The sequence below is a fragment of the Vibrio sp. 10N.261.54.E10 genome, from assembly GCF_002877735.2.
GTDB classification, from domain to species: domain Bacteria; phylum Pseudomonadota; class Gammaproteobacteria; order Enterobacterales; family Vibrionaceae; genus Vibrio; species Vibrio crassostreae_C.
Genome location: NZ_MCXE02000002.1, coordinates 944,994 through 964,248, shown reverse-complemented (window position 1 = coordinate 964,248; position 19,255 = coordinate 944,994). Strand labels below are relative to the sequence as shown.

19 protein-coding genes and 2 pseudogenes are annotated in these 19,255 nt (G+C 45.2%); 9 read left to right on the top strand and 12 right to left on the bottom strand.

Annotation, left to right across the window (positions count from 1 at the left end; translation table 11 throughout):
- Positions 1-64 precede the first annotated feature (64 nt).
- A complete protein-coding gene (locus BCU07_RS15455) occupies positions 65-346 on the bottom strand; it encodes a pyrimidine/purine nucleoside phosphorylase (protein WP_017057600.1) in 282 nt (93 codons plus the stop codon).
- A 307-nt stretch (positions 347-653) separates the two neighbouring features.
- On the opposite strand from BCU07_RS15455, the gene BCU07_RS15450 reads away from it, so the two are divergent.
- Positions 654-1,118 carry a DUF2850 domain-containing protein gene (locus tag BCU07_RS15450; RefSeq protein ID WP_102428137.1) on the top strand — a complete coding sequence of 155 codons (465 nt, stop codon included), beginning with the start codon at positions 654-656 and terminating at the stop codon, positions 1,116-1,118.
- Positions 1,119-1,516: 398 nt separating this feature from the next.
- The gene (locus BCU07_RS15445; protein ID WP_102428136.1) at positions 1,517-4,051 is read left to right on the top strand and encodes a glycosyl hydrolase family 18 protein; all 2,535 of its coding nucleotides are present in this window, start codon (positions 1,517-1,519) and stop codon (positions 4,049-4,051) included.
- A gap of 148 nt (positions 4,052-4,199) precedes the next feature.
- On the opposite strand, the gene BCU07_RS15440 is transcribed toward BCU07_RS15445, so the two are convergent.
- Both BCU07_RS15440 and BCU07_RS15435 read right to left on the bottom strand, forming a co-directional pair.
- Positions 4,200-5,048, bottom strand: coding sequence for an alpha/beta hydrolase (locus BCU07_RS15440; RefSeq protein ID WP_017061536.1), 849 nt, complete (start codon positions 5,046-5,048; stop codon positions 4,200-4,202).
- Positions 5,049-5,224: 176 nt separating this feature from the next.
- Positions 5,225-5,818, bottom strand: coding sequence for a TetR/AcrR family transcriptional regulator (locus tag BCU07_RS15435; protein WP_017072389.1), 594 nt, complete (start codon positions 5,816-5,818; stop codon positions 5,225-5,227).
- Between the two features lie 160 nt (positions 5,819-5,978).
- On the opposite strand from BCU07_RS15435, the gene BCU07_RS15430 reads away from it, so the two are divergent.
- Positions 5,979-6,935, top strand: coding sequence for an AEC family transporter (locus BCU07_RS15430; RefSeq protein ID WP_017072390.1), 957 nt, complete (start codon positions 5,979-5,981; stop codon positions 6,933-6,935).
- A 122-nt stretch (positions 6,936-7,057) separates the two neighbouring features.
- The gene (locus tag BCU07_RS15425) at positions 7,058-8,098 is read left to right on the top strand and encodes an acyltransferase (protein ID WP_102428135.1); all 1,041 of its coding nucleotides are present in this window, start codon (positions 7,058-7,060) and stop codon (positions 8,096-8,098) included.
- Between the two features lie 125 nt (positions 8,099-8,223).
- Here BCU07_RS15425 and BCU07_RS15420 read toward each other — a convergent pair whose 3' ends face one another.
- Both BCU07_RS15420 and BCU07_RS15415 read right to left on the bottom strand, forming a co-directional pair.
- Entirely contained in the window at positions 8,224-9,102 is an 879-nt protein-coding gene (locus BCU07_RS15420) for a 6-pyruvoyl trahydropterin synthase family protein (protein WP_017065070.1), read from the bottom strand.
- A 230-nt stretch (positions 9,103-9,332) separates the two neighbouring features.
- A pseudogene (locus tag BCU07_RS15415) lies at positions 9,333-9,786 on the bottom strand (helix-turn-helix domain-containing protein).
- A gap of 110 nt (positions 9,787-9,896) precedes the next feature.
- Between BCU07_RS15415 and BCU07_RS15410 the strand changes: the two are divergent.
- Entirely contained in the window at positions 9,897-10,373 is a 477-nt protein-coding gene (locus BCU07_RS15410) for a YHS domain-containing (seleno)protein (RefSeq protein WP_102428134.1), read from the top strand.
- A gap of 259 nt (positions 10,374-10,632) precedes the next feature.
- Entirely contained in the window at positions 10,633-11,268 is a 636-nt protein-coding gene (locus tag BCU07_RS15405; RefSeq protein ID WP_017081298.1) for an START domain-containing protein, read from the top strand.
- A gap of 33 nt (positions 11,269-11,301) precedes the next feature.
- Here the strand turns inward: BCU07_RS15405 and BCU07_RS15400 are convergent, their stop codons facing one another.
- From BCU07_RS15400 to BCU07_RS15390, 3 genes and pseudogenes are all read right to left on the bottom strand, one after another.
- Positions 11,302-11,832, bottom strand: a complete 531-nt coding sequence (locus BCU07_RS15400) for a hypothetical protein (protein WP_017094217.1) — start codon at positions 11,830-11,832, stop codon at positions 11,302-11,304.
- 8 nt (positions 11,833-11,840) lie between these two features.
- Complete coding sequence (locus BCU07_RS15395; RefSeq protein ID WP_004732742.1) at positions 11,841-12,227, bottom strand: MAPEG family protein; 387 nt, start codon at positions 12,225-12,227, stop codon at positions 11,841-11,843.
- A gap of 761 nt (positions 12,228-12,988) precedes the next feature.
- Positions 12,989-13,215: pseudogene (locus tag BCU07_RS15390) on the bottom strand (YjiH family protein); the annotation flags it as partial.
- A gap of 109 nt (positions 13,216-13,324) precedes the next feature.
- Here BCU07_RS15390 and nhaD point away from each other — a divergent pair.
- Positions 13,325-14,764 (top strand): sodium:proton antiporter NhaD, encoded by a 1,440-nt coding sequence (gene nhaD, locus BCU07_RS15385; RefSeq protein WP_102428133.1) that lies wholly within the window; start codon positions 13,325-13,327, stop codon positions 14,762-14,764.
- Here the strand turns inward: nhaD and BCU07_RS15380 are convergent.
- From BCU07_RS15380 to BCU07_RS15370, 3 genes are all read right to left on the bottom strand, one after another.
- The gene (locus BCU07_RS15380) at positions 14,761-15,147 is read right to left on the bottom strand and encodes a hypothetical protein (RefSeq protein ID WP_102332295.1); all 387 of its coding nucleotides are present in this window, start codon (positions 15,145-15,147) and stop codon (positions 14,761-14,763) included. The two genes, nhaD and BCU07_RS15380, sit on opposite strands and share 4 nt — an antisense overlap.
- Before the next feature lie 171 nt (positions 15,148-15,318).
- Positions 15,319-15,801 (bottom strand): methylated-DNA--[protein]-cysteine S-methyltransferase, encoded by a 483-nt coding sequence (locus tag BCU07_RS15375; RefSeq protein WP_017061521.1) that lies wholly within the window; start codon positions 15,799-15,801, stop codon positions 15,319-15,321.
- 25 nt (positions 15,802-15,826) lie between these two features.
- Complete coding sequence (locus BCU07_RS15370; protein ID WP_017061520.1) at positions 15,827-17,203, bottom strand: AlkA N-terminal domain-containing protein; 1,377 nt, start codon at positions 17,201-17,203, stop codon at positions 15,827-15,829.
- A 236-nt stretch (positions 17,204-17,439) separates the two neighbouring features.
- Between BCU07_RS15370 and BCU07_RS15365 the strand changes: the two genes are divergently transcribed.
- Positions 17,440-17,643, top strand: a complete 204-nt coding sequence (locus BCU07_RS15365; protein ID WP_017061519.1) for a hypothetical protein — start codon at positions 17,440-17,442, stop codon at positions 17,641-17,643.
- A gap of 183 nt (positions 17,644-17,826) precedes the next feature.
- On the opposite strand, the gene BCU07_RS15360 is transcribed toward BCU07_RS15365, so the two are convergent.
- Positions 17,827-18,717, bottom strand: coding sequence for a LysR family transcriptional regulator (locus tag BCU07_RS15360; protein ID WP_017061518.1), 891 nt, complete (start codon positions 18,715-18,717; stop codon positions 17,827-17,829).
- A 154-nt stretch (positions 18,718-18,871) separates the two neighbouring features.
- On the opposite strand from BCU07_RS15360, the gene BCU07_RS15355 reads away from it, so the two are divergent.
- Positions 18,872-19,225: a DUF413 domain-containing protein gene (locus BCU07_RS15355; RefSeq protein ID WP_017061517.1), complete on the top strand. Its 354-nt coding sequence runs from the start codon at positions 18,872-18,874 to the stop codon at positions 19,223-19,225.
- Positions 19,226-19,255: the final 30 nt, after the last annotated feature.

Here is a 19,255-nt window from a genome sequence, read left to right as displayed (position 1 = left end):
GAGCGTGGTTTTTTTCTATTAAATCAGAGACAAACGATGCCTGATTGAACAAATTTAGACCTGATTACAAATACTCACATAGGTAAGCAGTCGCTTCTTTTACCTGTAGGTCGAATGAAGAGTCACCCGCAACGTCAAAAGACTCACCAGATTGGTATGTCGTCCAGTCATCATCACCAACACGCTTTACAATCAAAGCACCTTTAACAACGGTCATCTTTTCTGGAGCCGCAGTACCGAACGTGTACTCACCAGCCGCCATTACACCAACACTCACATCAGCACCAGACTGGTTAAACGCTAACGACTTAACGCCACCTTCAAAGTATGTGTTTTCTTTAATCATTGTACTTCCTTATTATCTTCAAATTGCAATTATTGAGCTCACCGAGTAAGCCTATGCGTAAATTTAGGTGATAATTGTTTTAACCAATTCGAGACTTTCCTACAAGAAATAAATACGCATAGCTTAAGCATTTCTGGAGTTCGCTTTCATTGATAGCGTAAATACTGAGGAGCAAGGCTAAAAACCACTAACGCAACCACATTTATTAGAACATTCGATCCTGCTTCTAACTCTTAGAACAATTTTTGCAAACTAAGGTTTTAATTAATAGAATCTAAAACAATATCAGTCGAAAAATGAAGAGATAATGGCAAAAAAGCCGACTAAAAGCAGAGTTCTATTTGCCAACTCGTTACTCTACGGCTTCCTATTAGCTGGCTTTATGGTTGCCCTCACCGCCGGCTATTTTGCTTACCAAGCCCACCAGCAATCTGTCAGCCCAAACAACGTCTATGGCACATGGATAGAGATTGCGGCGCCACCTTACAACACCGACATCCTGACACTTTCAGAAAACGGTGTGATGATGAATCATCGTCTTATCACTACCTCATTCGATTTTGACGGGAAGATCGTCACGATCAACACTGGCTCTGGAACCACCGTTTACACCATCAGTGGTACTTACGATTCGCCTCGCTTAAAGCGATTAGAGCCAAGCGTACCATCTCAGCAATTTATTAAAGAAGGCTACGAAGATACTGCGACTGGTGATACCCATAGTGTCATGCAACAACGACGCGCTTCCTTAGCTGAGCAATTCAAAAGATAACCCTCTTATCCATACTGCCATAAGCATTCGTCTTCAAGTTTACCCGTCGATCGACCCCGCTCGCTCAACATACTTCACTTTGTGATTCAGCTTCAATCCACAGTATTTTCTTATAGTTTGTCGCACCTTTTCATAACTTCATGTCGTGAATTTTCACTTGTGAGATTTTCCTACTAAAGGATGTTTTATTTTATAAAACATGGACTCAGCCTCTCATTCATTAAGCAACAGAATTGTAACAAGATACAATTTTTTAGTTGTCCATCGAAAACGGATTTATTTTCAGTTATGAAATTAAAACTCCCTCGAATACTGACTGGGAAGCTCCTTCAAAACTGATTGGAGCCGTTTATGGGGCCATTGGGTTCTCGTAATCTTCAAGGAATGAGAGAAATAGTATGATTCGTATAAATACCTGTGCTGCAAGCATTGCTCTAGCGCTATCTGGTACAGCATTAGCTGCTCCAACAGCACCTAGCATCGACATGTACGGTTCCAACAACCTGCAATTTTCTAAAATTGAACTCGCGATGGAAACCACCTCTGGCTACAACCAGATGGTGAAATATCACGACCAAGCGAAGGTCGACGTTAAGTTCAACCAATGGAGCGGAACGTCAGGAAACACGTACAACATCTACTTTGATGGCGTTAAAGTGGCCACCGGCCCAATCACTGGCAGCCAAACCACAGCTTCATTCGAATATGGCCAAGGCGGCTTATTTGAGATGGAAATCGAAGCGTGTGATGAAACAGGTTGTAGCAAGAGCGCACCTGCTCAAATCACGATCGCTGATACCGATGGCTCACACTTAGCGCCACTTGCGATGAATGTGGATCCGAACAACAAGTCATACAACACAGATCCAAATACGGTAGTCGGTACTTACTTTGTAGAGTGGGGTATTTACGGCCGTGATTACACCGTTGATAACCTACCCGCTGACAACTTAACCCATATCCTTTATGGCTTCATCCCAATTTGTGGTCCGAACGAATCAGTTAAATCAGTAGGCGGTAACAGCTACAACGCACTCATGACAGCTTGTCAGGGTGTTAACGATTACGAAGTGGTGATTCATGACCCTTGGGCGGCTTTCCAGAAAAGCTTCCCTCAAGCGGGACACGAATACAGCTCACCGATCAAGGGTAACTACGCAATGATGATGGCGCTCAAACAGCGTAATCCTGATTTGAAGATCATCCCATCGATTGGTGGCTGGACGCTGTCTGACCCGTTCTTTGATTTCACAACTAAAGCCAACCGTGACACCTTTGTAGCGTCTGTTAAGAAATTCCTTAACACATGGAAATTCTACGACGGTGTGGATATCGATTGGGAATTCCCTGGTGGTGGCGGTGCTGCTCCAGACCTTGGTGATCCTGTAAATGACGGCCCAGCTTACATTGCACTGATGGCAGAACTTCGCGTGATGCTAGATGAGCTAGAAGCGGAAAACGGTCGTACTTACGAGCTCACTTCTGCGATCGGTGTTGGTCACGATAAGATTGAAGACGTGAACTACGGCGATGCTATCCAATACATGGATTACATCTTCGCAATGACTTACGACTTCTACGGCGGTTGGAACAACGTGTTAGGTCACCAAACAGCACTAAACTGCGGTAACTTCATGCGTCCTGGTCAATGTGATGGCACAGGCCTTGATGAAAATGGCGAACAGTACACAGGCCCAGCTTACACCACAGACAACGGCATCCAATTGCTACTTGAACAAGGCGTTCCAGTGAACAAACTTGTGGTTGGTACAGCGATGTACGGTCGTGGCTGGGAAGGCGTATTACCATCATCACTCACCGATCCTAGCGACCCTATGACAGGGGTGGGTAACGGCAAACTGAAAGGTAGCTCTGCGCAAGGCATATGGGAAGATGGCGTTATTGATTACAAAGGCATTAAAGAAAACATGCTTGGCGCGAATAACCAAGGCATCAACGGCTTCGAATATGGCTACGACGAAATGGCAGAAGCGCCTTACGTTTGGAACCGTACTTCAGGCCAGCTCATCACATTTGATGATGACCGCTCAGTAAAAGCAAAAGGCGCGTACGTTCGTAGCCTTGGCCTTGCGGGTCTATTCTCTTGGGAAATTGATGCAGACAACGGCGACATCCTCAACGCAATGCATGAAGGCCTTGCTGGCGGTACAACAGATCCTGTAAACCGTAAACCAACGGCAGCTGCAGGCGCAGACCAATCAGTTGAAGGCCCAGCCTCTGTTTCTCTAGATGGCAGCGCTTCAAAAGACAGCGACGGTACAATCGCGAGCTACGCTTGGTCTCAAGTCGGCGGTACAGCAGTAACACTGGCGAACGCTAATGCTGCGGTTGCGAGCTTCGATGTTGTTGAAGTCGCTCAGCAAGAAACACTAACCTTCAGCCTAACGGTAACGGACAACGAAGGTGCTACTTCTACTGACACCGTTGTTGTAACAGTAAGCCCTAAAGATACAGGCCCAGTAAACACAGCACCAGTTGCGATTGTTTCAGCTCCAGCTGAAGTTAATGCGGGTGACGTAGTCGTGGTTGATGCTTCGGCTTCAAGCGATGCAGACCAAGACACATTAACCTTCACATGGGATGTACCTGCTGGTATTGATGCAACGGTTCAAGGTTCTTCAGTGAGCTTTGTCGCGGCGGAATACACGCAAGATACAACGCTGAACTTCTCTGTAACGGTCAGCGATGGCACTGATACATCGGTAGCGGCTACTTCAGTGAACGTTCTTAAGAAAACCACAGGCGGCGGTACGTGTACTAACGCTTGGGATTCAAGTGCGGTCTACACTGGCGGCGACCAAGTAACTCAAGGCGGTAAGGTTTGGGAAGCGAAATGGTGGACAACCGGTGAAGATCCAACAACGACAGGCCAATGGGGCGTGTGGAAAGAGATTGGTCCTGCAAGCTGTTAACTAAAAATAGGGTTGAGCTAAACACCAACTAAGCACCTAAAAGCAAGGCCAACCAGATAATGTCTGGTTGGCCTTTTTAATGTTTGTTTTCTTAGCTTTGAGCTTACGATCTTTTTACTGGCGTCCTACTGACTTGCGCTCGTTGTGCTTAGCCAATTAAGTTATCAAAGCTCTCGAACACTTGTGGGCACTTCATTACTCGCCCGTGGCCCTGTCCTTGAGTCGCAATTAAAGTAACGCGACCCATTTCATTAGCAGCACGCTGAGACACATCAAACTTAGTAAACTTGTCTTGCTCATCATGAACGATGATCGTTTGAGACTCACGAAGCGCTAGCTTTCCATAGGGATCAACAGACTGAATTGGATAGTTAAACTGCTCTTCGACTTCTCCGACTACCGCTTCAAACAGTTTCATTGAGTAACCAGAACGTGCGACGCTGCCAAATAGGTTTTCTAGATAATCCAGTACAGGTGCAATCAGCAATAGTGGCTTGTTTTCCAATTTAACGTGCTTACATTCCAACGCAGAAGCCGTACCCATGCTGTGGCCGACCAAACCAGCTACCTCACCTACCGAATCTAGAATCGCTTCAAGACCGTTCACAAACGCAGGAATATGACCATGTACACCATCGCTGCCACCATGAGCAGGATGATCGTAAGCCAGAGCCGTAAAACCTTTAGCAGCAATATGTTCCATCAGAGGGAAAAACTGACTCGCAGTGCCAGACCAACCATGAGTCAGCACCCAAACAGGTCCGGTACCTAAAGAATAGGTTTTTATAACGCCATCACGACCTTTGATTTCACTCTTGATAAGCCCTTGGGGATCGGCATTTTTTTGCTCGGTACGCATTGGCGTGAGCAGCAGCTTACGTGCGGTTTTCTTCGCATGACTCGGCGCTAGAATGTAATGCAGGTTGGTTGTTGCGCCAATTAAGCTGCGCTTGAAGCTGAATTTGTTCGATGTATTAAAGTAGATTTTGTCACTCATGACCGTTCCTTGTATCGCCATCATCATTGGCGGATCGAGCTCGGCCCTAAAAATCGAACGACCGTGCTATTTGTTAGTGTAAAAAATGGCGATAGCGCTTTTTATGGCTGCTTGCCGCCACTTCTCTTAAAATTTCTTATAAGCCTTAGTTAAACAAAACTCAGATGCTTTGCGAGCTAAACCTCTTTCCAGCTAGCGATTAAGCGCTGTACACCACTCCAAAAGTGGGTGTGGCTCGCTTGTTGGCCTCGTAACGAGTAGAACAAGTTGGCACTCAAGTAGAGGCCGTATAACTCAAAGGTTGCCTGTTTAGGATCTAAATCGGCTCTGAACTGTTTGCTCTCAACCGCTTTTGCTACCTGAATCGTCAAGTAATCAATCCACACTGAAATGGTTTTCTGCAGTGCTTTCTGAATCACAGACGTTTCACTGCCCGCATCTTTCCATGCATCAATAAACATGCAACTGCCTTGGAATGAATGGTTCCAGCCCAACCAATTGTCGAGCAGCTGTTTCAATTTCGCTTCAATATCACCATCTCCCAGCTCTCTTGCGGGAATGATGACTCTTTCGGTGAATATGGCGTTGGAATACTCGAGTACAGAGAGTTGCAGGTTTTCTTTAGAGTTGAAGTGTGCAAACAAGCCACTCTTAGACATGCCACACTGCTTGGCTAACTCGCCAATCGTCAAACTCTCAAGCCCATTCTCACTTGCAAGCGCGAATGCATGGCTCAAAATATACTCTTTGGTTATCTTTCCTTTGCTCATTATTCACCAATAATAAATCTGATGCTTTATTTTTAGCACGTTCGTACTTTTTTTCAAGTTTTTTACTTAACCCTTGGTATTCATTTTGTATTATCAAAGAATTGTGGAAAAATGCGACAGTATTCAAAGGAAATTGAAATCGACTAACAAAGGAAAAAGAATGAACACACTTTGGGAACAGTTTGCGTTTTCGGCGTCAGTAACAGGCCCTATCTGTTTAATGCTGTTTCTTGGTGTGATGCTCAAGCGAATCGGCTTGATCAATGACAATTTCATTGATGTCGCATCTAAGGTCGTATTTCAAGTCACCTTACCAGCAATGCTATTTCTTAGTATTGTTCAATCAAATCACAACTTTTCAGCCAGTAGCGCGTTAGTGGCGTTTGGCGTCATCGCTAACTTTATCTTTTTCTTGTTCACGATTTTCTCAACCAAGTTGGTATTCAAAGGTTCGAAAGATCAAGGTGTGATTGTCCAAGGTGGATTCCGCGCTAATACCGCGATCATCGGCCTCGCCTATGTGGCTAATATCTATGGCAACCAAGGCGTGGCATTGGCGGCTATCTATGTCGCATCTCTAACCGTGTTGTATAACATTCAAGCCGTGATTGCACTGACACCCAAAGGCGAAGACACTGGTGCGAAAGCGATTAAAGTGATCGCTAAGTCGATTACCAAGAACCCATTGATCATCGCTATTTTCTTAGCGGTCGTCTTCTATGCGCTTTCGATTCCTATCCCCAAAATGGTCACTGATGCTGGTCAGTACTTTGCCAACATGACGTTACCTTTGGCACTGCTGTGTACCGGTGGGTCGCTGGACATCAGCTCGCTCAAACAAGAAAAGTTATCGACGTGGTTCGCCTCTAGCTACAAGTTAATTGCCTCACCGTTACTGATTACACTGGCGGCTGGGTACTTAGGATTTGAAGGGCTCGATCTCGGGCTTATCTTCTTGATGAGCGCAGCACCAACAGCAGCGGCAAGCTACGTTATGGCTCGTGCGATGGGAGGAAACTCAACACTGGCGGCTAACATCATCGCGCTTACTACTGTTGTTTCTCTTATCACTTGTACTCTCGGTATTTTTGTACTTACTGCAATGGATTTAATATAGCTGCGACAGGCTTCAAATAATCAATACAAGCCTTAAAACAAAGGTCGCAACCCTTGATTTAGCGCTAACTGATTCAATAAAAAGGCTGTTAGATTCTACGAAAATTTTCTTAGAGATCTGATATGTCTTCCGTTCAACATACGCCTTCACAACACATCGCCAGTATTGAGTTGGGTCGAGTGATTGCTATCTTGGCGATCATTGGCTTACATGGCCAAGTGGCACTTACTTATTGGCAAATCGATGAAGTGCCTTGGATTGGCTATGTGCTTAACCAAGCCGCTCGCTTCGCTGTGCCTCTTTTCTTCCTTATCTCAGGTTATCTGATTCAACCTAAGCTCACTGCCTTACCTTGGACAACCGTGGTCAACTACTCGAAACCACTCCTCAAGGTTTGGGTGGTTTGGAGCATCATTTGCCTAGTCATGCCATTCAACCTCGCGAAGGTGGAAGAGTTCGGTTACTTAGGCGAACGCCAAGACTATTGGGGCTTTTTAATGAACACCCCGCTCAACTCTTTCTTAGAGGGTGGATTGGTTCATTTATGGTTTATTCCCGCTCTGGTTTGTGCCGTTTTGATCATCGCTTTGATAGTCGAAATGAAACTCGAAAAACTGCTATTACCAACGGCAATTGCACTTTACGTCTATGGTGTTTTAGCGGGCAGCTACGCGAACTTGACCGAACTCTGCGCACCTTTCTTTACTCGTAACGGCCCGTTCTTTAGCACGTTAATGGTGACCTTAGGTTTCCTCATTCGTCAGAATCAATGGAAGGTGTCATCCACTAAAGCGCTGGCGTTATTAGCGTTAGGCATGTTGATTCACTTTGCTGAGGCGGCGTGGCTCACCACGTTCGACGTCGGATTCAACATGAATGATTTCTTGTTTGGTACGGCACTATGGGGAATGGGCGTATTTATGTGGCTTTTGGCTAATCCAAACATCGGCGACTATGCGTGGGTTCGCGCGATCTCGAATCGTATGTTAGGCATCTACGTTTGCCATTTGCTGATCATTATCGTGCTGTTCAATGTCTGTGGAGTTTTAGGCATTACGGAATTGGCAAAAGACGTTACGGTATTTTTTGGCACCGTATTGTTGAGCTTCGGGTTGGTTGTTGGAATCGAAAAAACACCACTGCGACGTGTGCTGCTTCGTTAGTGTTTGTGCCTAACATCATCAGCTAAATCAGTTTTAAAGAGTCACAAAAAATAAAGGCAAGATAACGGATTATCTTGCCTTTATTTCATCATGTCAGTAATGAGACTGTGTCACTCGCTGGAGTGTTATCGGAACGCCATTGCGCCCTTGCCAACACCTTCATAAGCGACGATTTGTAGTGATTGGTTCTCTGCTAGGCTCGGTTCAACTTGATCCGCGATATAGCCAGCAAGTAATTCCACCGTGGTATCTGTCGGTAAAATTTCCGTCTCACTCTTAGCAATCGCTAGCTCAAATTCGCCTTGTGGCGCGGTGTAGCGGAAGCCATAGTGACTTTCATCATTAACACTGTTCGCGTTTTCACTCAGGTTAAGTGATGAAACTGAAACTTGGTCTTCTTTAGAACCTAAATAAATGTCTTCCCAACGCTGAGCAAATGCTTGTTCACGTTGCCCGTCACGCTGACCATCAACCAAAATTTCAACTGGAGAACGGTGACCATGCGCGATGCGCTGGCAGTTGCCATCATGCTTTTTTAAACCATGGGTGTAGTGGTAGAACGCGCCATTAATGTTCTCATGACGTAGGGTGATCTCTAACCCTGTGACGTTACTTGGTAGGTTATCGCGAAGAATATTGTAAACGTGTGCGGTCACACTCTCGATGGTGATCGCTTCTGCATCAATGAGGCAATATGCTTCATCAGGGCAATGTAGATGAAGACTCTTGTCACCACGCAACACATCAACCTTAGAGTAGCCCGCTTTGCTCGCTTGAAGAACAATTGCAGCGCTCTGCATTGGCAGCAGCAAACGGTGATCAACATGCTCATCGACAAGCTGTTTGATCTGCTTTTTGACCTTGCTAAAATCCAGCACCATGCTCATTTCATTAAGTTCACCAGACATGGTGACATCTAAAATCCAACTATCTCCTACGACCCCTCTGTGTTCACAGATGTATGAAGAATCGATAACGGTAAGGTCTCTTACAAATAGGTTCAAGTTGAACTCCTTAATACTTTAATGAGATACGGGAGGCTGAATAATGCTCAGCAGGCACTTCGTCTCATTGATGTCTGATAAAATAGGACGGGCAGGATGTTACAACGAGCTAATAAAGTCCACCTTTTTACACCGTCATTCGAGAAATGAACAAACTACGCTCAATTTCCGCTAAAACATAGGCCAGCCTGATGCCAATAGCCATATTGCAGGTAGGGATGGCCAGCGCTTCACGACGCATTTTGCTTTAGCCATAAACGTGGCGACATTCCCGCGACATGCTGAAAAGCACGCGAGAATCCAGAATAACTGTTGTACCCCACTTCGTCCGCCACCCAATTGATGGCTTGTTTTGTAACAGCAAAGACTGAGCCACAGACACACGCCACTTTTGGACATAATCACCCGGAGTTTCGCCCACCTCGCGCTTGAATGCTTCAATAAACTGAGTGCGAGACATCGCGGCCAGTGACGCCATTTCGGCAAATAAACAATGCAAGGCTGCGACAAATGCCTGTGTTCCGTGTGAGCGCTAGACAAGCTCAACTCCTCCGCGCTCAATACATGAAGGTGGCCCTCTTTACCTTGTTGCGCGTTAAATGACGATACTCCACACAGGTTTCCAGAATAGAAAACGCCAGTGCGTATCGAGAAGTGTTCCATTAGTTGTGAAAGCAGATCCATGCATCCTCCGAACGATTCGCTTACTTTTAAGTTCTTTTGTCCCTCTATAGACCGGACAAGTGGGCTAAATTACTTCAAACAAGATAACCAACACTGACAAGGAACTTGATATGTCACACATGAAATCGACCAGTCAAAAAATCACTCTATTGGCCGCGTTACTAGGAACCAGCTTTTCACTGATGGCAGCAGACATCGACATGAGCGTTGATAGCAATGACATAGCGATCAAAGGCTATGACCCAGTGGCTTACTTTACTGATGCTGGTGCCGTTCAAGGTTCATCAGAATTCACTGCTACTTATAAGAACGCTATTTATCAGTTCGCAAACAGTGACAACCGAGATCAGTTCCGCACCAATCCTGAAGCTTATGCGCCTAAATACGGTGGCTATTGTGCCTTTGGTGTGGCTATGGGTAAGAAATTTGAGACCGACCCTAACGCATGGAAAGTCGAAGATGGAAAGCTGTATCTGAACTTAGACAAATCTGTACAAAAACGATGGTTGGAAGATACGCAAGAGTTCATCCAAGACGCCAACAGCAACTGGACGACAATCAAAACCGTAGAAGCCTATAAGCTTTAGTCTATAAGCTTTAACCTACAAGTTTTAGCCTAGTAACTTTAACCTTTATCCATTGCCCATTAATAAAAACGGAAGCGACCGAACGCTTCCGTTTTCATTTCGACGTTCCAAATCTTAATAAGCCTCCAGCTATTGGTATCACCACAATAAATGGCGATGCGTTGCTCAAATCAGGAAAACCCGTCAGCCTTTAGCACGAATCAAACCCATTTCTATTCTATACTCCTAGAAGATAAGCTTTTCTTTTTATGGAAGAATAATGATATTACCTAGGATTTTTGCACTTGGGCTCTGCGCCTTATCAACACTGACTTATGCAGCTCCATGGCAGTTCGTCAAAAGTGAAGACGGCATCATCATTGATAAGAGACCTCACAGTGAAGGCTTAGTAGAGATACGAGCACAAATGCAAACGCCCACCACTTACTCCGGTTTTTTACTGTTGCTGGAAGACAGCGAGAACGTGCCAAACTGGATAGACAATGTGTCGCAAAGCCGTGTCTTGATGCAGATATCTGAGGCAGAAAACATCGTCTATACCCAATTCAAAGCGCCTTGGCCTGCTAGAGATCGCGATATGGTGACCTACTCAAAGTACAGCATCGAGGATGGGCAGTTTGTCTTGTCGATTAAAGATGCATCTAACTATTTGGCGAAAGAGTCGGGGTATATTCGAATTTACGATGTGGACGCACTTTGGACGCTGCAACCGCTCACTAATGGCAATACTTACATCACCTACACCGCATATGCGAACGCAGGGGGTATTTTGCCCAATTGGTTGATGAATAAGTTATCGATAGGCAGTGCGCTGAGCACGTTTAAGGGGCTGAAAGAACAGCTACCAAAATACCAAGGCCAGCAGCACCCCAACCTGCCAAGTGAGTCTCGTTAGCGGTACAAGTAAATAGGTCAATAAGGTTAAAGACTAAGGTCTTCTTGCTAGGTCGCGAGCTAAGATAAGCGCTAAACCAAACACCTGAAGAAACAGGGCGATGTTCTTATAGAAAGCCATTTTCTCATCAAGCCTTTGGATTAACTCAACCAAGGTCAGATTATCCAAATAGTAGTCATCAATTCGTGATCGTTGCGATTCTTGGGCATTGTTTATCAGCATCATAAGCTTAGGTAAATTAGCCAACGAGATGGCCGGCACCTCGTCACTCACCCAACTCCGAAGTTGTCCGCGAAGCGCTTCATCAAGAACAGTGGCAGGTTGAGCGATTTCTGGGGATAGCTTATCAAGGTGAATCAGAATCGCTTCACGCTTACGCTCTAAGGTTTCGATCGTATTCCAGGACAGTTGTATAGAATACACATTGCCGTATTTACGATCGTTGTATTCCGATTTCTCCGCTTCAATTTTGTCCAACACCAAGCTCGACATGACAATCGCCATGATGTTGAGTATTAGCCCTGCAAGGACAATAGCCCAAGCAGGAGGAAGGCGCAATGCCATAATGCTCCCTAGAACATTTTATCAAAAGGTAGGTAAGCTAAGTTTAGGACAATCAAGGAGATCATGCAGATAAGCGTTAACACCATACCCACTTTTCTGCCTTTGAAATTCTTCGCTAAGATCCCTTTAGCGTGAATCACTCGCCCCAGAATAAACGCCACACCAATGACATGAATAAGCCACACACCAGCCCCATTCATCTCTAGCAACCCCATCAAAATCACCGTGATTGGGATGTAATCCATCGCGTTACTTTGTGCCGAACGTGCTATCTGTAACGACTCAACACCGCCATCGGCATGAGCAACAAGATTGATTCGTCTTTGCTTAATAACTTCAATCGCCAACCAAATCATTACGACTGTCAGCAGAGCTGCGTAAAGTGCTGTAACCATCATATTTCCCTATTGTTTTGTCTTAACTCAGTGTTCTTTTCTATCTTTTCGACATTAACCGCCAAGATAAAATGATAATCACGCCCGAGCACTTGTAAGAGATCTCTCACACCGAACGTAAGAGATCACAATCAAGCTTCGCAGAAAATTCCTAAAATACAAACCCAACCCCTTGTTTTGTATGAATCCACGCATATTTCTTTCGGCTAGTGAGTACATTTATTTCTTGAGGTGGATTGTGAGTAAAGCCTCTGCAGTGTTTAATACACATGTCGACAGGGAGTTGGCAGGAACAGGAAAAAGCCTAACGGATTAGGTATCTTCAGGATGAAGATTTGATGACTTAGGATGAGTTATCAGCAAGGAAGTTTTGCTCTAGGATAGAGTCGCTTGTCAGGATGATGAGTTAGCAAGGACACCGCTAGGAAGGCGATGAATTGGATAGGTTAAAGGATTTAGCCACGTCAAGGAACGATGCAGGGAGCACCAGTTACCTATTGAAAGATAAGTAACGCGCAGTAGCAGGATGGCTACGAAAAGAATAGACCCCGTTTGGTGAAAGCCAAACGGGGTTTCCTTTTTTGTAACGTCTAAAAGCTGTTAGTAGCTGACCGTTAATAGTAGCTAACCGTTAAAAGTCACGTTACAAAATAATGTTCATCAAGAACATTGCACCAAAGGCATTCAATACCGAAATCGCGATCATCACTGGAATATAGCGACCTTCAATACCAATTGGTCCCATGATACGTCCCATGTATTGCACCAACAAACTTGAAGATAAACATCACAGCAACCGCTAGGCCAATTGACGAAGTTACCGCCAAAGAACCATCCATAACTGGAAGGGTGAACAGTACTGTACCTGAAGAGAAGAAGTTAACGATCGCCCCGCGCCAGCATCAGTACTTTGAAGCGACGCAATCAATGCTAAGCCTGAGTTGCCAGGAGTATCCATCAAAGCTAATACTTTCGCCACCGTCTTTCTTTTTCACTATAATCTATTGAATTATTAAGATATCTATCACACCCCACATGGTTATTTAGGTCTACTCTTTTACCCGTGTTAATAACTTATTAACTTCGGAGCGTAATCCATGTTAGGTATCCAGCTTTCTGCTGTTCTCTCTTTGTTACTCTTTTCTTCGGTAGCAGGCGCTGCCACTTCTCAGTTGGGAGAGCCACTTAAGCTAACCAGTTCATTTGCTGGCTACCTATCGCTGACTATTTTCGTTGTCGCCTACATCGTGGTGATGATGGAAGAATACCTAAAACTCCGAAAATCCAAGCCGGTTCTACTTGCAGCGGGCCTGATCTGGATAATCATTGGTTTTACCTACCAAGAACACAACCTTGTTGAAGTCGCCAAACAAGCGCTCGAACACAACCTTCTGGAATACGCCGAGCTATTACTCTTTCTGCTCGTCGCCATGACATACATTAGCGCCATGGAAGAGAGAAGACTGTTTGATGCGCTGCAAGCGTGGATGGTAGGCAAAGGCTTCAATTTCCGCTCTCTGTTCTGGATAACCGGTATTCTGGCCTTCTTTATCTCGCCTATTGCCGACAACCTTACGACAGCTCTATTGATGTGTGCCGTTGTTCTCAAGGTTGCAGGCTCTAACCCTAAATTCGTTAATCTCGCTTGTGTGAATATCGTGATAGCCGCCAATGCTGGCGGCGCGTTCAGTCCATTCGGTGACATCACAACGCTAATGGTGTGGCAGGCTGGTTATGTGAGTTTTAGTGAGTTCATTCCTTTGTTTATCCCTTCGGTGATGAATTACCTCGTCCCTGCGTTGATCATGTCTTATTTTGTACCTACGACTCAGCCCGACACGGTTCATCAACACGTTGAATTAAAACGTGGTGCAAGACGAATCGTATTCTTGTTCATCATGACAATAGCGACCGCGGTTGCTTTCCATGCCGTACTCCACTTCCCTCCTGTGATGGGGATGATGATGGGACTCGCCTACCTGCAGTTCTTTGGTTATTACTTACGTAAGACTTTACCCAACTCACTCGCGAAGAAAAAAGCGGTGGCGATCGCCAATAACGATGAAGGCGCCCTGAAACGACTCGGTTCTGTTGTGCCATTCGATGTATTTCGAAGAGTTTCGCATGCCGAATGGGACACGTTGCTGTTCTTCTACGGCGTCGTAATGTGTGTCGGTGGCTTGAGTTTACTTGGATACTTGGAATTAGCCTCGGGCGTGATGTATAGCCAATGGGATCCAATTTGGGCCAACGTCATGGTGGGGATCTTATCGGCTATTGTCGATAACATTCCGGTGATGTTTGCCGTGTTATCCATGGAACCCCAAATGTCGATGGGCAACTGGCTACTGATCACCTTAACCGCAGGTGTCGGTGGTAGCTTGCTATCTATAGGCAGTGCAGCAGGTGTGGCATTGATGGGGGCGGCGCATGGAAAATACACCTTCTTTGGACACCTAAAATGGATGCCAGTGATCATGATTGGCTATGCCGTCAGTATCGCCGCTCACCTATGGCTGAATGGAGATCTTTTCTAATTCGAACTGTCTTTCAAAGGCTTCTCAATAAGTGTCCAGACGTTACTCAATTGTATCGCTGGGCATTGGTTGCAAGTTAGCATCTCGCCCTGTTGTTGAATGCGCATCACTAGTCTAGAGTCAGTTCGACTGCTTCCAGAATTGAACTCAATGGTGATCAAGTCATCATCAACACGATAGGTTCGAGTAACGGAATTATCCGTTGTTTGATAAGTCACTTGCCCGGATTCAAAAAGTAGATAACTGTCATTATCTGCGTTCTCATACATACCTTTGAACAGAGCAAGTTGTGGTACTTCGAAGGGTCGACTGGTGTCGGTTAAACAGCCCGTCAGCAATAGTGCGCTACTGCAGCAGAGTATAAGTGAATGATGGCTATTCATTTGGGCATCCTTGCCTAGAGAACATGGTTAAAGGATATGCAACCAAATCGATATTTCCCAGAAAGCGTTGATTTTAATGCAAAGTCATATTTTAAGAACCACTCGCCTTCACCATTAAGTAGTACGAGATATTCAGCCAGCATCTCGACAGGCTCATGGCTAAATCGCTTGCTAGTCTTGCTCTCTTCCCTCTATCACCAATAAGTGCTGTTTACGTTCTACGCCACCTGCATAACCCGTCAGTTTGCCGTTTTTACCAATCACACGGTGACACGGCACAATCACTGAAACCGGATTTTTGCCATTCGCCAAACCCACAGCACGAACGGCTTTCGGATTGCCTATCGCATCGGCCAGTTGTGCATAGCTCCAAGTCTCTCCATAAGGAATGGTCGTCAGCGCCTGCCAAACCGACTGCTGAAATGGCGTGCCCTTGGCTGCAATCGGCACAGAAAACTGAATAGCTTCGCCCGAGAAATAGCGATTAAGCTGCTCGATAGCCAATGCAAAGATCGGAAAGCTATCATCTTGAACACCCAACGGTTCCGGCTTGGTGGTATGTGTCTCGAACCAAAGGCCGAGCAAGCCTTCATCGTTCGCCTGTAACGTCACGGTTCCCAATGGGCTCTCATAGTAAGTAAAACGGTTGTCCATGATATCTCCTAGCTTAGTATTCCGATTAAGACTGATTCCAACAGTGGAACGTGGCGTAACTACCCCAAGGCGAAACACTCTCCGTGTTGATGGCGGGGCGATGCTCAATAAACTTCTTCACCACCAAGTCACCAACCAACAGATGATTAGGTTCGCTTAACCCGCGAAGCAGTGCATATTGAATAGTCCAAGGCCCAATCCCTTTTAGCTCAATCCATTTGGAAGGATGCTCAGCTTCATTGTCGACCATGTATTCGGCAAAACGCTTTAGGGTCTCTTTGCGGCTTCCCGGCATTCTCAAGAAGCTAACATCAGCGTCCGCTATCTGTTTTGGTGTTGGGAAGCTGGCTTTCTCATGTTCATCAGAAAGCTCTTTGACCAATAAGTTAAGCTGACCAATCGCCGCGGTTACCGAAACTTGCTGCCCGAGAATCGCTCTCACGCCTGCCTCCCAAGCACTCCACACGCCAGGAATACGGATACCACTCTTAGCCACCAAGTTAGGATCGATAGTCGTAAAGAACGTCTCAACCTTGGCAATATCGACATCAAGATCAAACATACGGCGGATATTCGCAATCAAGCTTCTTAATTGGCTTATATCATCCAACTCAAATTCAATATCCAAGCGGTTATCTTTGGCTAAAGTCGCCTTGAACCAACCCTTTGACCCGTTCACATTTACCGTGCGCTTATAATAATCTTCGCCAACGCCTTCTAAGCCCTCAATCATTCTTCGTCGATAAAACCTCAACAAGTGGTTCCAATCTAAGGGTCCATGAAAACCAAGCTGAATATGATTACTCTGAGTGTCACTTGGCTTCGCTCGCCTAATTTGGCTTGGCGAAAGCTGCAGCTCTTTTTGAAAGGCATCATTAAAACGGCGCGTACTATTGAAGCCACTAGCAAAGCCGACATCAGTAATGCTCATGCTACTGGTGTGCAGCAACTGCTTGGCAAACATCAATTGACTGTACAGACTATATTGCTTGGGTGACACGCCGATGTAATTGTCGAATAAGGTTCGTAAATAACGATCTGAAATACCTAACCGCGTTGCAAGGTCGACGATAGATCCTGAATTCAGAGCGCCATTATCAATCAACTGCATCGCACGTAAGAAAGTGGTTTCGACGCCCTTCCAAGCCGGCGAAAAAGGTGCGCTGTCTGGTCGACAACGTAAACAAGGACGATATCCCGCTTTCAATGCTTGAGCTTGATGGGAAAAATATTCGACGTTTTCTTCTTTGGGTGGTGTGGCTGGGCAAATCGGGCGACAAAAAATTCCTGTCGTTTTCACCGCTGTAAAAAACATCCCATCAAAGCGAGCATCTCGTGCATATCGAGCCAAATGGCACTGCTCACTGGTTAAGCTGCTGTTGTGATTGATCTTTTTCGACATGCCGTACTCTTCCCACTTACCATAGCGTTTGATCCGATACCTAAAAGTTTACCGTGAACCACCATTGTCGCTAGCCACTTTCGGAAGCGAAGGTCAGATAAATCACAAAAAAGGGTTTTAATTTTATTCAATTCGACTAAATTTAACCTAGAGAGGACATTCTTCTCACAACGTCAACGATCGGTACTTAGCACGCCAAGATGCAGAGACCTATCGAATATAAAAAGGAAAAGGCTATGGTTCTACACACATGTCGTATTGTTTTATCAAATCAACAGGTTCTCACCAGTCAATCAGTCGAGCAGTCTCTAAGCTTTCTTGAAGACAAAGCGGACAACGGGATTTCTATGATCGAGATTGACGCAACGGATGGCAATCAAATCCATTCGTACATGTCACACTCTCTTGAAGAGTCTATTGAGAATCTAATGAACCTATAGGGCTTTTAATAAAGGCTACACATACCAGGCTTAAACGATATTTATGGAATTAGAAACGATCTCTAGTTCCGAAAAGAAGTACATTTCTGGTTTAAAACAAAAATGGCTCCCAACTATACAATTAGTTGGGAGCCATTTTTTATTGAATCTAATCAGCAAAGCTACTGCTTACCGCGAATGCCGTTACTCAGGTGCTTGTTCAGCGGCTTGCTGCAATGTGTAAGCCGTCGATGGGTCAATCTCATTAACCAACTTCTCAACCTGCATGATCGCATCAACCGAGGTACTGCTTTTACGGTAGCTCAGATAAATTGGGAGATACCAGTCTTCAACCCCTTTCACCTTGTGCAGCTGACCCGAATCGATAAAAGGTTCGACTAGAGACACCGGAAGATACGCACTGCCGCCTTTCTCTAAAATGAAATCGAGGGCGATACGGGCTGTAGAGGTACGTAGGTACGGTGCTGGCACTTTAGGGTGACGTTCTGCGTGTTCAGAACCAAAGCGCGTTCCCCAATCCACATAAACATACTTATGTTGAAATACAGATTCCAGATCATCTTGCTGCGTTGATACCAACACCAAAACCAAGTCAGCGACTTTTTTACAGTTCAGCTCTTCTGCTTTGATCTGATCGAACGCGAAAGCCATATCTAAGGTTCGTTCTAACAAATTACGGTTCAGTTGCTCGCGCCCCATCACCTCTGCCATAAAGCCGTAACCACCAAAAGAGTCGGTTACCACACTTAAACAGTTTTGCAGATACGCATCCCAAATATTCGGCGTGCCGCCCAGCGTTAACTGCAAGGCTTTACCACTCTCTAACGACAGCTCAAATTTGGCTTGTTGTAGGGTGGACACCATCACTTCGGCATAACCAATCAAACGTTCACCGGAAGATGTGAGTTTGATGTTATTGCGGTCACGAATGAAGAGCTGAGTATCAAAATAGCCTTCAAGCTGTTTGATCCGCGCACTCACCGCCGCTTGTGTTAAATACAAGTTTTCAGCTGCACGCCCAAAATGGCGCACCCTTGCAACCTCAAGAAAGGTTCTAAATACTTTCACATCCATCAAATACATCTCTGTAATAAATCTGCTAACTAGCCGATCTAGGATTGTTTATCGTAAAGGCAAAAACATTTTGTTTCCTATTTTAGCCTTTTAACAATATTTTCGCGTGAGCAATAAACACTAATTTCTATCTAACCACATTACTGAGGCTGATATGTCTGAGACCGAATTCCGACACGGAAAAAAACGTTTTTATGACACCATTAAATTCCCGAGAGGGTTCGCTAAGTCGGGTGATTTTACTCTTTCAGAAGAGGAAATCCTAACCTTGTTTGGTGACACTATGCTTGCACTTGAAACTGGTGAACTAGCACCAATCAATGCAGAAGAAAAACACTTCATTAAAGTGTTGTCTCACCCTCATAAGGCAAAGTCCAAGTTAGAGCGTGTTTGGTTGAAGTACATTCAACTGGCTCGTGGACGCCGTCGCTTTCACACCCTAAACGGCTGCAAACGCGGCGACGTATCTAGGGAAGAATACGAAAGTGAGTTAGTGTTAGAAGATTAGTAAAATCGCTCAAAGTGATACCTCATCACT

Excerpts from the sequence above, each read along its gene's own strand:
- BCU07_RS15455 (WP_017057600.1), bottom strand. The coding sequence starts at position 346 with ATGATTAAAGAAAACACATACTTTGAAGGTGGCGTTAAGTCGTTAGCG.
- BCU07_RS15450 (WP_102428137.1), top strand. The coding sequence starts at position 654 with ATGGCAAAAAAGCCGACTAAAAGCAGAGTTCTATTTGCCAACTCGTTA.
- BCU07_RS15445 (WP_102428136.1), top strand. The coding sequence starts at position 1,517 with ATGATTCGTATAAATACCTGTGCTGCAAGCATTGCTCTAGCGCTATCT.
- BCU07_RS15440 (WP_017061536.1), bottom strand. The coding sequence starts at position 5,048 with ATGAGTGACAAAATCTACTTTAATACATCGAACAAATTCAGCTTCAAG.
- BCU07_RS15435 (WP_017072389.1), bottom strand. The coding sequence starts at position 5,818 with ATGAGCAAAGGAAAGATAACCAAAGAGTATATTTTGAGCCATGCATTC.
- BCU07_RS15430 (WP_017072390.1), top strand. The coding sequence starts at position 5,979 with ATGAACACACTTTGGGAACAGTTTGCGTTTTCGGCGTCAGTAACAGGC.
- BCU07_RS15425 (WP_102428135.1), top strand. The coding sequence starts at position 7,058 with ATGTCTTCCGTTCAACATACGCCTTCACAACACATCGCCAGTATTGAG.
- BCU07_RS15410 (WP_102428134.1), top strand. The coding sequence starts at position 9,897 with ATGTCACACATGAAATCGACCAGTCAAAAAATCACTCTATTGGCCGCG.
- BCU07_RS15405 (WP_017081298.1), top strand. The coding sequence starts at position 10,633 with ATGATATTACCTAGGATTTTTGCACTTGGGCTCTGCGCCTTATCAACA.
- BCU07_RS15400 (WP_017094217.1), bottom strand. The coding sequence starts at position 11,832 with ATGGCATTGCGCCTTCCTCCTGCTTGGGCTATTGTCCTTGCAGGGCTA.
- BCU07_RS15395 (WP_004732742.1), bottom strand. The coding sequence starts at position 12,227 with ATGGTTACAGCACTTTACGCAGCTCTGCTGACAGTCGTAATGATTTGG.
- nhaD (WP_102428133.1), top strand. The coding sequence starts at position 13,325 with ATGTTAGGTATCCAGCTTTCTGCTGTTCTCTCTTTGTTACTCTTTTCT.
- BCU07_RS15380 (WP_102332295.1), bottom strand. The coding sequence starts at position 15,147 with ATGAATAGCCATCATTCACTTATACTCTGCTGCAGTAGCGCACTATTG.
- BCU07_RS15375 (WP_017061521.1), bottom strand. The coding sequence starts at position 15,801 with ATGGACAACCGTTTTACTTACTATGAGAGCCCATTGGGAACCGTGACG.
- BCU07_RS15370 (WP_017061520.1), bottom strand. The coding sequence starts at position 17,203 with ATGTCGAAAAAGATCAATCACAACAGCAGCTTAACCAGTGAGCAGTGC.
- BCU07_RS15365 (WP_017061519.1), top strand. The coding sequence starts at position 17,440 with ATGGTTCTACACACATGTCGTATTGTTTTATCAAATCAACAGGTTCTC.
- BCU07_RS15360 (WP_017061518.1), bottom strand. The coding sequence starts at position 18,717 with ATGGATGTGAAAGTATTTAGAACCTTTCTTGAGGTTGCAAGGGTGCGC.
- BCU07_RS15355 (WP_017061517.1), top strand. The coding sequence starts at position 18,872 with ATGTCTGAGACCGAATTCCGACACGGAAAAAAACGTTTTTATGACACC.